Raw genomic sequence first — 13114 nt, forward strand, 5'->3', positions numbered from 1 at the left:
CTTTATTATGAATTTACTTCATCGCGACCTGAATTTACTGTTGATTTTTCATGTGCTTTATCAGGAGCAAAATGCATCTCGAGCGGCTGAAATACTTGCTATCAGCCAACCTGCGCTGAGTCATAAACTGAATAAACTTCGCCATGAGTGGAACGACAGTTTATTTGTTAAAGCGCCTCGCGGGTTAACACCAACGCCAAAGGCTCACTCCATCGCGAAGCAGATTAATCAATTGGTGCCCAACCTTGAGCGTTTTTATTCTGCTCACATTGAGCCGCATTTTGAACAACGTGATGACCGCATCTATATCTACACGACTGATTACATCGAGCAGCTTCTCTTTCCTCCTTTGCTGTGCCGAATTCGAAAATGTGCACCCAATGTGACGGTGATTACGCGTAACACGCGAGGCGCTTTACCGAGAACCGAATTAGAAAAAGGGCAATGTGATCTCGCCATTGCGGGCTTTTTTAAGCAGCTACCCGATACTTTTCGTCAGCAATCATTAATGAATCAACCGTTTGTGGTTTTAGCCAATACCCAGAATCAACATATTCGTGACGAGCTTGATTTGGAAAGTTATTTAGCCAGTGAGCACCTAGTGACTACGTTAACTGGGGATCTTAATGGTGTGATTGACCAGCAGCTCAATCAACTTGGTCGCCAGCGCCGAATTATGGCCGGATTGTCGAGCTTTCTTGTTCCCAGCCAGATTATTGCTGACGGTGAATGCCCGAATCTAGTGGTGACCTGTTTACAGAGTTTGGCAAAGCAGGCTGTCGAACGAGAGCCTAAACGCTTAGTCATACATGAGTTGCCGCTAGAAATTCCCACCGCGACCATTTCTCAAGTGTGGCACGAGCGAACGCATGCTGACCCACTGCGCAAATGGCTGCGTGAGCAAATCAAAGACATTTTGAGCTGCGTGTAAAGCGCGCTTCAATTACCCACATGAGTTGATATTTCCATATTCATCGCGATTAGTGTATTCGTTCACATATTCAGCAATTTATGAACAGGACGAAAAAGCCGTGTCTATTATTAAACTTAAGAGTGATACCTCGAAGTTTGTAATCGACCGAATGTGCTTGGAGTCGCCATGAAAAGAGATTTTTTACATCTTGCCTCGATAGTCCGCTCAGTGCTTGTCGTACTGGGCGGGCTGTTATTTCCCTTACATGTTCACGCAAAGTTTATCGCGGTATCAGTGAGTGCCGAAGATAACTTTCGGAATTTGATCACAGCAAGTATTGAAGCCACGGTCGACCGCCGCGGTGATGAAATCTACATTGATTCCGCCTCTGGGGATTTTGATATCCAATATAAACAGGTGCAGCGCTATGTCGACGTTGGGGCCGACGCGATTATTGTATTATCGGCAGGAAACCAGGAGCAAAACTTAAAGTTACTCGAGTTCGCTAAGCAAGTGCCCATAGTGTTTGTCAATGTTGAGCCACTAAAGGATTTAAACGCTCTGCCTGACAACAGCGTTTATGTCGGTTCGAATGAAGAGCAGTCAGGCACGATGGAGATGGAAGAATTAGCCCGACTAGCGGGGTATGAAGGAAATGTGGCGCTATTGATTGGTGAGCCAAACCATCCTGCGGCCAAGGTCCGAACTCAAGATGTCAAAAATGTTTTGGCCAAATACCCCAATATGAATTTGGTCAAAAGCGAAACGGCCAATTGGCAGCGCAACCAAGCGTATAAGTTAGTTACCGAGTGGGTGAAAGAAGGGGTTGATTTTAAAGTACTGGTGGCGAACAACGATGAAATGATCCTGGGTGGGATTATGGCACTTAAAGACGCGGGTCAGAATCCTAAACCTTATTTAACCGGCGGAATTGATGCCACGGCGGACGCGTTACTGGAGATGCAAGCGGGCAACTTGGACGTCACTGTACTTCAAGACGCAGAGAGCCAAGGTGTGTCTGCTGTCGAGGCCGCTTATCGACTTATGAATGGAACGCAACGCGAGAAAACCGTATGGATTCCGTTTCGTTTAGTGACACCAGAAAACTACCAACAGTTCATGAAGTAATGGGTGGTTCATTCCCTTATCGAGTGGTCCAGTTTGATATATTGAGGATGCATTTATGTCTTTAGTTCAAAGAATTGTCGGTGGATTTTTGATCCTGCTGTTGGCGCTTCTTACCATTGTCATTGTTAGCTATGTTTCGATCTCCAAAATTCAGGAGGACTTGAATCAGGTTACCCATGAGACGCTGCCCGTTTCACAGCGAGCCAATAACATTAAAATTGATGTTTTACAGCAAAATGAGCGCGTAATGTCGATTTTTAGTGTGTCGAATCCTGAGGTTGTTGATGAGTTAGAGTCCGAGTTTAAGGATTTTAATCAGCAAGTGACGCAAACCTTAGCGTCGATACCAACACATGTTATTGAATCCAATTCGGTGCTCAAAACTGAACTGGCGATGATACAAAAGGTGAGGGCGGCGTATGTCGAACAGGCGAATCAGCTGTTCAATTTGCAGCGCAGTGATCTTGAGGTGAACGCTGAAATTAATGCTCAGTTGAGGATCATGAGCAACATTGAACGTCGGCTCACTTACTATCTTAACAAATATTCGAAACGCGCTTATTTAGGGCAAGACTTTACGTTGACGATGCAAGGTCTTGACCGTGAAGTAAAACAAGTGCTCACGGCTTTCAACAGTTACTTGGTCAATGGGAATCCGCAGGCTTTAGTTAACGGTATTGAAGGGATGGATGTGGTGATTGAGAAACGCTTCCAACAGATTCAACAAATTGACGGTGATATTGGAAAGCTATTTAGCCTGATGTTAGTGCCACTGCTGAGTGAGCTACGTGATGATGATGGCTTATACAAACTTTATTTGCTTGATGATAAAAACAACAAACAGATTGCTGAGCTTTTAGTTCAGACCAAGCAAAGCATCGATTCGCTTCTCACATCGGTCAATAAGTTTGTTGATCAATCTCGCGGTATCGTCCAGCAAGCACAGACCAACACCGATGGTAATATTGGTGTGATTAAAAAAACCACAATCACCGTTAGCGCTATCGCACTTGCGATCGCGATTATTCTGCCGCTATGGATTGCAACATGGATTCGCAAAATGCTCGGTCAGTTCCGTGAAGCACTGATGACCATGACGAAAGGGGATTTGAGTGTCGAGTTTGAGCATTCGGCGAAAAATGAATTTGGAGAGTTGGGCGGCTATTTGAATAATCTCGCTGAAAATCTACGTAATGTATTTAGCTCACTTAATATCTCAGCAGGTGAATTGACCGATGTCGCCGATCGTAACGCACAAATCAGTGACAGCACCACTCAAGCGGTGTCGCATCAGCGGCATTTGCTTGAAACGACAGCGTCAGCGATGACGGAAATGGAATGTTCGGTTGCCGAAGTGGCGCAGCGAGCACAAGATACAATGATGGCCGCTGAGCAGGCGAATGAGCAGGTAACCGAGGTTGGGGTCAGCATTAAACAGGCGATCAGTAATATTAAAGAACAAGCGGAGCAGATAGAAAAAACGTCGAAAACAGCGATTGAGCTGAATGAATATGGCCGCAAAATAGATAGCATTATCGAAACGATTCAAGATATCGCGGAGCAGACAAATTTACTTGCGCTTAACGCGGCGATAGAAGCAGCTAGAGCGGGTGAGCAAGGAAGAGGGTTTGCCGTGGTGGCAGATGAGGTGCGAAACTTGGCGAGTCGAACCAAAAAGTCAACCGAAGAAATCCAAAACATGATTGAGATAATGCAACGATTAATTCAAGCGGTTGTCGAGACTATTAATGTTAACGTCAGCAAGAACGAATCGAATGTGGCGGTGGCAGAGCAAGCAGGTGATGGTCTGACTCGCATGAGTAAAGTCATTGGTGAAATCGTCGAAATGAATATGCAGATTGCTACGGCTACCGATGAACAAAGCACCACAGCTAGAGAGATCAGTGCCAGTGTTGTGCATATTAGCGACTCGGCAGAGCAAACCGCTGAAGGAGCGAAAGAAAATACACAGTCGAGTCAAAGCTTGAAAGAGCAATCCATCAAACAGCGCCAGCTAATCGATCAATTTAAGGTGTAAATTATATATACGCTTAAGCGCATCGCCTCAGGGTAATTAACTCAGAGGCGATGATGTACCCTTTGTCGATGTCTCACTTAATTCTTTAAAGAACAGCATTATATATACCGAGTGGTACTAAAGTTTAAATTCGTAAACTTTAGTACCGTTCGCTCTTCTATCCCTCAACGCGTTTTTTACGTCATTCAGACTTTTCGTATATAGCTTAAGGTTATGTACCGACATTAAATTCTTGCTATCTGGTTATAATTAGATAATTAAGCTAGGTATATGACGGCAAAATGGTGGGAAAGCAAACGGGATTTTTTGCTCAAAATGTGCACGTTTTGGTTTTTTTATGACGACCAAAATCACATAAAAACCGCAATTATACGCAACTTGTTAGGTGATGGAATTCACGTTTTTACTGTATTTTCAACATCTATCGCGTGAAATGTTCGCTTAGTGTTAGAGGTAGTGGTAGATTTGTCGATCGTTATTTAGCACAGAATGCTACAAACTAGTCGTTCGCTAGATAATCAGGCACGTCTCTCTATCTGCAATGGATTACATATTCTGATTCACTGCAAAATATCGATATTTCGATATTAATGACTGAGTAGTTACATTGGATGAAGAATTATCCCATTTCTTGCTACATATTTATGGCAAATTGCTCCAATGATTGCTAATGTGTGCCGCAATCTTTGTAGGGTTTTAGAGTTTTCTGCTTACTTTTTGAGCTAAATAAATCTAAATCACTGACCGTTCTAGTGAACCTGCAAAGAAGTCATGGATGCAAAATTAAAACTCGGAGTTTTACGCATGTATAAAAACAAAATCACCACAGCACTTCTTCTTGGTGCTGGTCTTGCAGTGGCCTCTACGGCTTCTTACGCTGCGAATGTTCCCGCTGGTACTAAATTAGCAAAAGCGCAAGAACTTGTTCGTGGTAACGGTACTGAAGTCGCTTCTATTGATCCTCATAAAACTGAGGGTGTTCCAGAATCAAACGTTATTCGTGATCTGTTAGAAGGTCTGGTTAACCAAGATGCTAACGGTAATACCATTCCAGGTGTTGCTGAAAGCTGGGAAACTAAGGACAACAAATCTTTCATTTTCCATCTTCGTAGCGATGCGAAATGGTCAAATGGCGATCCTGTGACCGCTGAAGATTTCGTTTATAGCTTTAAGCGTGCTGTTGATCCTGCAACGGCTTCTCCATACTCGTGGTATCTTGAAATGACGACGATGGTGAACGCTGCAGATATCATTGCAGGGAAAAAAGACAAAGAGACTCTGGGTGTTAAAGCACTGGACGCTCACACGCTACAAATTGATTTAGAAACAGCCGTACCATACTTCGTTAAGATGATGGGTCACACGACTGTTAAACCTGTTCACAAAGCGACTGTTGAAAAATGGGGCGATGAGTGGACTAAACCTGAGCATTTCGTAGGCAACGGTGCGTTCGTTCTTGATAACTGGGTTGTCAACGAGCGTATGGTTCTTAAACGTAACCCTAATTACTGGGATAACGAGCACACGGTATTGGATCAGGTGACTTACCTGCCAATCGAAAACCAAGTGTCTGAAATGAACCGTTTCCTATCAGGTGAAATTCAAATCACTAACGAATTACCGCTTGAGCACTTCAAACGTCTGAAAAAAGAGCATCCTGAATCAGTACATGTACAGGGTAACCTATGTACTTACTACTACGGCTTCAACAACCGTAAAGCGCCTTTTGACGATGTTCGTGTTCGTAAAGCGCTTTCTTACGCCATTGACCGTGACATCATCACTGGTGCGATTCTAGGTCAAGGTCAAAAACCGGCTTACTTCCTGACTCCGGAAATCACAGCTGGATTTAACCCTGATATGCCTGCATACGGCAAGATGACTCAAAAAGAGCGTATTGCTGAAGCGAAGAAATTGCTAGCGGAAGCAGGTTTTGATAAGTCAAACCCTCTTCACTTCACGTTGCTTTACAACACATCTGAAAACCACAAGAAAATTGCTACGGCAATCCAGTCTATGTGGAAAAAATCACTTGGTGTTGATATCTCTCTTGAAAACCAAGAGTGGAAAACATTCCTAGATACTCGTCGTGATGGTAACTACGATGTGACTCGTGCCGGTTGGTGTGGTGACTACAACGAAGCGTCTACTTTCCTATCGTTGATGCAATCGAACAATGCGTCAAACGACCAGAAGTACCATAGCGCTGAGTATGACGCAGTGATGGAAAAAGCAATGAACTCAACTTCAGATGACGAGCGTTCTGCGCTTTACACTGAAGCTGAAAAACTGCTTGCTCGCGATATGCCTATCGCGCCAGTTTACCAATACGTTAAGTCTCGCCTAGTTTCACCAACCGTTGGTGGCTATCCTGCGAACAACGCAGAAGATAAGATCTACGCTAAAGATCTTTACATCATCGCGAAATAAGTAATAACCAGCGAAAATAAATATAATATTCAGACACTGCATGTGGCGACACATGCAGCGTCTTTCTACTTTTAAATAATAGTCACAGACTGAAAGAGTGAGTTTATGCTTAAGTTCATAGCAAAACGGATATTTGAAGCGATCCCAACCTTGTTGGTGCTGATTACCATATCCTTCTTTCTTATGCGCTTCGCGCCAGGTAACCCATTTTCAAGTGAGCGACCATTACCTCCAGAAGTAATGGCGAACATTAATGCTAAGTATGGTTTAGATAAACCTGTATCCGAGCAATACATTACATATCTAACCAATATTTTGCATGGTGATTTTGGACCTTCCTTCAAATACAAAGATTACTCAGTGAACGAGCTCATTTCGAGTGCGCTTCCTGTGTCTGCAAAAGTGGGCTTTGCTGCCTTTATCTTTACCGTCATTATGGGGGTATCTGTGGGCACCATTGCCGCATTGCGGCAAAACACTTGGGTGGATTACACGATAATGTCAACGGCCATGCTTGGGGTGGTCATGCCTTCCTTTGTGTTAGCGCCAGTACTGATCTACATATTCTCGATTAATATGGGGTGGTTCCCAGCAGGGGGCTGGCTTGATGGTTCATTCAAGTACATGGCACTGCCTGTTGTCGCAATGTCTCTGCTTTATGTCGCGACTTTTGCCCGAATTACTCGTGGTTCGATGATTGAAACATTGAACAGTAACTTTATTCGTACGGCTCGTGCTAAAGGTCTTAGCTACCCATATATCGTGGTTAAGCATGCACTTAAGCCGGCACTACTTCCTGTTGTTTCTTACATGGGCCCAGCGTTCGTCGGTATTATTACTGGCTCGGTTGTGGTTGAAACGATTTTTGGTCTTCCGGGTATCGGTAAGCTGTTTGTCAATGCAGCATTTAACCGTGATTACTCGCTAGTAATGGGCGTGACCATTTTAATTGGTTTCCTCTTCATTCTATTCAATGCCGTTGTCGATATTTTGCTGGCAATGATTGATCCAAAAATTCGCTACTAACAGGAAGTCGGTTATGTTGACGAAAAAAGAAAACTTGGACGCGGTTGAAAAGTTCTCAGAAAACCTTGAGATAGAAGGCCGCAGCCTATGGCAAGACGCTCGTATTCGCTTTATGCGTAACAAAGCGGCAATGGCGAGTCTCGCTATTCTATTTATTATGACAATGGCGGTCATCTTCCTGCCAATGTTATCTCAATACACTTATGACGATACTGACTGGTATGCGATGCATGCAGCGCCGTCGATGGAGCACTTGTTTGGTACTGACGCACTAGGTCGAGACCTGTTTGTTCGTACGCTGGTGGGCGGTCGTATTTCCTTGATGGTGGGTGTCATGGGCGCGCTGGTTGCGGTGCTTATTGGAACCCTTTATGGTGCGGCCTCTGGCTTTATTGGTGGTCGTACTGACCGTATCATGATGCGCATATTAGAAATTTTATATGCGGTACCATTCATGTTCCTCGTGATTGTACTGGTCACGTTTTTTGGACGTAATATCTTCCTTATTTTTGTGGCGATCGGCGCGATTGCATGGCTCGATATGGCACGAATCGTTCGTGGTCAAACTCTAAGCTTACGTAGCAAAGAATTTATCGAAGCCGCCCACGTTTGTGGTGTCAGCCAATGGAATATCATTACAAAACACATTGTTCCAAACGTGCTTGGTATTGTAGCAGTGTACTCTACGCTGTTGATTCCAAGCATGATTCTAACGGAATCATTCCTTTCATTCCTAGGTCTTGGTGTTCAAGAGCCGATGACAAGTTGGGGCGCACTTCTGCAAGAAGGTTCTCAAACAATGGAAGTGGCGATTTGGCAGCTAACTTTCCCTGCTGCATTTATGGTCGTGACTCTATTCTGCTTCAACTACGTTGGTGATGGTCTGCGTGACGCACTCGATCCAAAAGACCGATAAATAAAAACAGCAAGATTAAGGAAGCAATGATGAGTTTATTAGATGTCAAAGATTTGCGGGTCGAATTCACCACACAAGATGGAATTGTCACCGCAGTAAACGATTTGAACTTCTCGCTAAACCAAGGTGAAACCTTAGGTATTGTTGGTGAGTCAGGTTCAGGTAAGTCTCAAACCGTATTTGCGATTATGGGACTATTGGCGAAAAACGGGATTATTTCTGGTAGCGCCAAATTTGAAGGCAAGGAAATTCTTAACCTGCCTGAGAAAGCATTGAATAAAGTACGCGCAGAGCAAATCGCGATGATCTTCCAAGATCCTATGACGTCACTGAATCCTTACATGAAGGTGAGTGACCAATTGATGGAAGTATTGATGCTGCATAAAGGCGTCAGCAAAGCGGAAGCGTTTGAAGAATCAGTACGCATGCTTGAAGCGGTTAAAATTCCCGAGGCTCGTAAACGTATTACGATGTACCCACATGAGTTTTCAGGCGGTATGCGCCAGCGTGTAATGATTGCGATGGCGTTATTGTGCCGTCCCAAACTGCTGATTGCTGATGAACCGACAACCGCGCTCGATGTGACGGTTCAAGCACAGATTATGGATTTGCTTAATGAACTGAAAGACGAGTTCAATACCGCTATTATCATGATCACTCACGACTTAGGTGTGGTGGCAGGCTCATGCGACAAAGTGCTGGTAATGTATGCGGGCCGTACGATGGAGTACGGTACGGTTGATGATATTTTCTATAACCCAAGCCACCCTTATGCGGAAGGTCTTCTCAAGGCGATTCCTCGTCTTGATACCGAAGGGGATATCTTGCCAACCATTCCAGGTAACCCACCGAACTTATTGCGTTTACCAACAGGGTGCCCTTACCAAGAACGTTGCCATCGAGTTATGGACCGTTGTAAGCGCGAAACGCCGATTTTGACTCCATTTGAAAATGGCCGTCAACGTGCATGTTTTTCTGATTGGGAGACTTGGAACAAATGAGTACAGATAAAAAAGTCTTGCTAGACGTTAAAGATCTTAAAGTTCATTTTAGTATTGCGTCTAAGTCTGCTTGGCCTTTCTCAAAGCCGTCGAAATTGAAAGCGGTTGATGGCGTAGACATTCGCCTTTTTGAAGGTGAAACGCTCGGCGTGGTGGGTGAGTCAGGTTGTGGTAAATCGACATTCGCTCGCGCTATCATTGGCTTGGTTGAAGCGACTGATGGAGAAGTGGTTTGGCTTGGCCAAGACGTCACTAAAATGCGTGATGTTCAGCGCCGTGAAACACGCAAAGATATGCAGATGATTTTCCAAGATCCTCTCGCTTCTCTGAACCCGCGTATGACGATTGGTGATATCATCGCTGAACCGTTGAAGACTTTTTACCCAGAATTGTCGAAAACGGAAGTGAAAGACCGTGTTAAAGAGATGATGGCGAAAGTCGGCCTGTTACCTAACGTGATTAACCGCTATCCGCATGAATTCTCGGGTGGTCAATGTCAGCGTATCGGTATTGCGCGAGCATTGATTCTTAATCCAAAGATGATCATCTGTGATGAACCCGTATCGGCACTTGATGTGTCGATTCAGGCTCAGGTGGTTAACTTATTGAAAGAGATTCAACAAGAGCTTGGGTTATCTTTGGTGTTTATTGCGCATGACTTGTCGGTCGTCAAACATATCTCTGACCGTGTATTGGTGATGTATCTCGGTAATGCGGTTGAGATGGGAGAAGCAGAGGAACTGTTTGCGGATCCAAAACATCCCTATACTCGCGCTTTGATGTCAGCGGTTCCAATTCCCGATCCGAAAATTGAACGCGGTAAACAAATTGAGATGTTGGAAGGTGACTTACCATCACCAATTAATCCACCATCGGGTTGTGTATTTAGAACTCGCTGTCCGAAAGCGACAGCAGAGTGTGCGCAGCAGCGTCCAACCATTAAAGGTACTGATGTTCATTCAGTATCCTGTTTACACGTTGAAGTGTAAAACGTCATTCAGCCTGTGACGGGCTTAAGCGCGGTATCCTTTGGAACCGCGCTTTTTTTATGCTGTAAGTTCATGAAATATAAAGTAACACCTATACTTTTACCGATTGTTGTACTTTAGTTAACTGAATCACAAGATTCATGGTTATTGGTACAGAAAGGAATTAAGAGAAGATGGGAGTTCACTCACCGCTTAGACAAACCTTTAACTCGTTAGCATTTTTTATGCTGATTCTTTTGTGTTTTAACGTGTGGGTTCCTCGCTCCAACCTCGTTTTACTTTATGACATTAAACGATTTTATGTTATCGGTTTGCTCGCTGTCTTAGCGTTGATTCTCATAGTCTCGTTTCGAGAAAGACATGCACTCATGACGCGGTTTTTTAGCCTTTCTAGCCCCGTAAAGCTTACTCTGATGGGGTTTTGCTTATTTTCACTGATTCCAACTTTATTGGCTCAATATCCGGTAAGCGCTTGGACGCAATGGCTTTATTTACTGGGGCTTATCGTATTAATCGGCTATTTTTCTCTTTATCTATCAACGGAACCGCCTTTTTTCTTTCGTCTGATTATTATTTTGAATGGGCTGCTTTTTTTAAGCGTTGCGGTCGGTTTTTTTTACCGTTTGTCACTTTCATTACCCGTCGATAAGAATACCTTTGTTGGTTTCTCAAACCCTAGGTTTATCAGCCAGGTGCAAGTTTGGCTATACATGCCACTTGCATACTTAATACTGACTTACTGGCCGCGCCATCGTCGTGGTGGTTACGGGTTATTTTTCGTGTTGGCCGTCAGCTTCTCTTTGTGTTTCACCTTAGATGCGAGAGGCGCATTGCTGGCTGTTAATTTTGGTTTCCTATGTATGACAATTGTTGACCGAGCACATCGTAAGCAATGGTTTAAAATGTGGTTTACTGGGTTAACTGCTGGCCTAGCGATTTCATTGGTGTTTTTTAACCCGCTACCTTCCTATATTTTGGATATTCCTTATGAGGACCTGCAGGTTAGAACGTCGAGTTCTGGACGCATTGCGTTGTGGTTAGAGTCTTTAGAGAGCTTGTCATTTTGGGGAAAAGGCGGCGGCTTTTTTGTTTGTCAGCCGTTTGCTTTTGGTCGTCCTCATAATGCGGTATTAAACATATGGATCCATTGGGGGGTGTTATCGCTGCTATCATGCTTTGCGTTGGTGTGGTTGTTGATTAAAAAAATTTGGTGTTGTCGTTCAGTACGAACCAAAGCGCTAGGTGTCAATTTGCTTGTCGGGCTTTCATACAGTTTAGTGTCGGGAGTATTAGATTCTGCGTTAAGCCAGTTTGCCGCTGTCCTTTCTACGGCTATGTTTTGGGCAAGCCTTTCCCGGTCTGAATATCAAAGCTCCCGGTTTCGCGCCGCGCGACATAGCGTATTAATTGTGGTTATGCTGCTCGTTTTGGTGGCGGTTAGTTACCGAGCATATTTAAGAATAGAGCAGTATCCGATTGAGGTTTCAAATGACCAGATTAAAGAGTTGCGTTTTAAAACCCAATTTTGGGGAGGGTACAATTGTATCGAGTCGCCGAATCAGCCTTAGTCGCTTCCATTTTCTTTACCTTCAAGTTTTTTGAATGACTAGACCAAATTGTTCCGGTGTTGTCATCAAAGGGGAGTTTTACAATGAGTTATCAATAAATAGTAAGCAATTTACGGGTAGGTGAAGTATGGGTAAATTAGTTGAAGGAGTATGGCACGACGTTTGGTACGATACGAAGTCCAGTGGTGGTAAGTTCGTGCGTGAAGACGCCGGATTTCGTGATTGGGTAAAAAATAGCCCTGACGCAACATTTCAACCGGAGTCTGGCCGTTATCACCTTTATGTCTCCCTTGCGTGCCCTTGGGCGCATCGAACCCTGATTTTCCGCAAGCTCAAAGGCTTAGAGTCACACATTGATGTGACGGTTGTCTGCCCTGATATGTTAAGTGAAGGTTGGACGATGGGGCTACCAGAGCCTTTATTTGGCCACACGAAAATGCACCAGATTTACACGCAAGCCAAGCCTGATTACAGCGGCCGCGTGACTGTACCAGTGCTTTGGGATAAGAAGACCAACACGATTGTGAGCAATGAGTCGTCTGAAATCATTCGCATGTTTAACTCAGAATTTAATGAGCTCACCGGTAATACGGAAGACTACTATCCAGAAGCATTGCGTCCGGTCATTGACCACTGGAATGAATACATCTACCCCAATATTAACAACGGGGTGTACCGCTGTGGATTTGCCACGACACAGGATGCCTATGAAGAAGCCTACGATAGCCTGTTTGAGGCGTTAGATAAGGTAGAGGCGCATTTGGCAACGCATCGTTATCTCGCGGGAACACAGGTCACTGAAGCCGATTGGCGTCTCTTTACAACGCTTGTTCGTTTTGACCCAGTATATGTGGGGCACTTTAAGTGCAACAAGAAGCGCATTGCTGATTACCCAAACCTTAACGGGTATCTAAAAGAGCTGTATCAGTGGCAAGGGGTTGAAGAAACCGTTGATTTTTACCACATCAAACGTCACTACTATTTCAGCCATACCGGAATTAACCCAACGCAAGTTGTGCCTAAAGGCCCTGCGTTGGATTTAATGAGCCCACATGGGCGTGATGAGATTACCGCTTAATCAAAGAGCCGCAAAAGCGGCTCTTTT

The 13114-nt window shown here is 44.3% G+C and carries 10 protein-coding genes; all 10 read left to right on the plus strand.

Going from position 1 to position 13114, the window contains the following annotated elements; genetic code table 11:
- Positions 1-7 precede the first annotated feature (7 nt).
- Positions 8-931 carry a LysR family transcriptional regulator gene (locus tag M1D72_RS12865; RefSeq protein WP_456297134.1) on the plus strand — a complete coding sequence of 308 codons (924 nt, stop codon included), beginning with the start codon at positions 8-10 and terminating at the stop codon, positions 929-931.
- A 168-nt stretch (positions 932-1099) separates the two neighbouring features.
- Positions 1100-2041 (plus strand): substrate-binding domain-containing protein, encoded by a 942-nt coding sequence (locus tag M1D72_RS12870; RefSeq protein WP_456297135.1) that lies wholly within the window; start codon positions 1100-1102, stop codon positions 2039-2041.
- 55 nt (positions 2042-2096) lie between these two features.
- Complete coding sequence (locus M1D72_RS12875; protein WP_456297136.1) at positions 2097-4079, plus strand: methyl-accepting chemotaxis protein; 1983 nt, start codon at positions 2097-2099, stop codon at positions 4077-4079.
- A gap of 804 nt (positions 4080-4883) precedes the next feature.
- Positions 4884-6509 (plus strand): ABC transporter substrate-binding protein, encoded by a 1626-nt coding sequence (locus M1D72_RS12880; protein ID WP_456297137.1) that lies wholly within the window; start codon positions 4884-4886, stop codon positions 6507-6509.
- 105 nt (positions 6510-6614) lie between these two features.
- Complete coding sequence (oppB, locus tag M1D72_RS12885; RefSeq protein ID WP_390190490.1) at positions 6615-7535, plus strand: oligopeptide ABC transporter permease OppB; 921 nt, start codon at positions 6615-6617, stop codon at positions 7533-7535.
- A 13-nt stretch (positions 7536-7548) separates the two neighbouring features.
- On the plus strand, positions 7549-8451 hold the full coding sequence (gene oppC / locus M1D72_RS12890) for an oligopeptide ABC transporter permease OppC (RefSeq protein WP_456297138.1): 903 nt from the start codon (positions 7549-7551) through the stop codon (positions 8449-8451).
- A 29-nt stretch (positions 8452-8480) separates the two neighbouring features.
- Positions 8481-9452, plus strand: coding sequence for an ABC transporter ATP-binding protein (gene oppD / locus M1D72_RS12895; protein WP_390190486.1), 972 nt, complete (start codon positions 8481-8483; stop codon positions 9450-9452).
- The gene (gene oppF / locus M1D72_RS12900; RefSeq protein WP_456297139.1) at positions 9449-10441 is read left to right on the plus strand and encodes a murein tripeptide/oligopeptide ABC transporter ATP binding protein OppF; all 993 of its coding nucleotides are present in this window, start codon (positions 9449-9451) and stop codon (positions 10439-10441) included. Before oppD ends, oppF begins: the two co-directional genes overlap by 4 nt.
- A gap of 368 nt (positions 10442-10809) precedes the next feature.
- A complete protein-coding gene (locus M1D72_RS12905) occupies positions 10810-12009 on the plus strand; it encodes an O-antigen ligase family protein (protein ID WP_456297140.1) in 1200 nt (399 codons plus the stop codon).
- Between the two features lie 127 nt (positions 12010-12136).
- Positions 12137-13087 carry a glutathione S-transferase family protein gene (locus tag M1D72_RS12910; protein WP_390190482.1) on the plus strand — a complete coding sequence of 317 codons (951 nt, stop codon included), beginning with the start codon at positions 12137-12139 and terminating at the stop codon, positions 13085-13087.
- Positions 13088-13114 lie beyond the last annotated feature (27 nt).

The organism is Vibrio sp. AK197, assembly GCF_053903115.1.

Coding starts and splice junctions, on each gene's coding strand:
- M1D72_RS12910 (WP_390190482.1), top strand. CDS start 12,137: ATGGGTAAATTAGTTGAAGGAGTATGGCACGACGTTTGGTACGATACG.
- oppB (WP_390190490.1), top strand. CDS start 6,615: ATGCTTAAGTTCATAGCAAAACGGATATTTGAAGCGATCCCAACCTTG.
- oppD (WP_390190486.1), top strand. CDS start 8,481: ATGAGTTTATTAGATGTCAAAGATTTGCGGGTCGAATTCACCACACAA.
- oppF (WP_456297139.1), top strand. CDS start 9,449: ATGAGTACAGATAAAAAAGTCTTGCTAGACGTTAAAGATCTTAAAGTT.
- M1D72_RS12875 (WP_456297136.1), top strand. CDS start 2,097: ATGTCTTTAGTTCAAAGAATTGTCGGTGGATTTTTGATCCTGCTGTTG.
- M1D72_RS12905 (WP_456297140.1), top strand. CDS start 10,810: ATGACGCGGTTTTTTAGCCTTTCTAGCCCCGTAAAGCTTACTCTGATG.
- oppC (WP_456297138.1), top strand. CDS start 7,549: ATGTTGACGAAAAAAGAAAACTTGGACGCGGTTGAAAAGTTCTCAGAA.
- M1D72_RS12880 (WP_456297137.1), top strand. CDS start 4,884: ATGTATAAAAACAAAATCACCACAGCACTTCTTCTTGGTGCTGGTCTT.
- M1D72_RS12870 (WP_456297135.1), top strand. CDS start 1,100: ATGAAAAGAGATTTTTTACATCTTGCCTCGATAGTCCGCTCAGTGCTT.
- M1D72_RS12865 (WP_456297134.1), top strand. CDS start 8: ATGAATTTACTTCATCGCGACCTGAATTTACTGTTGATTTTTCATGTG.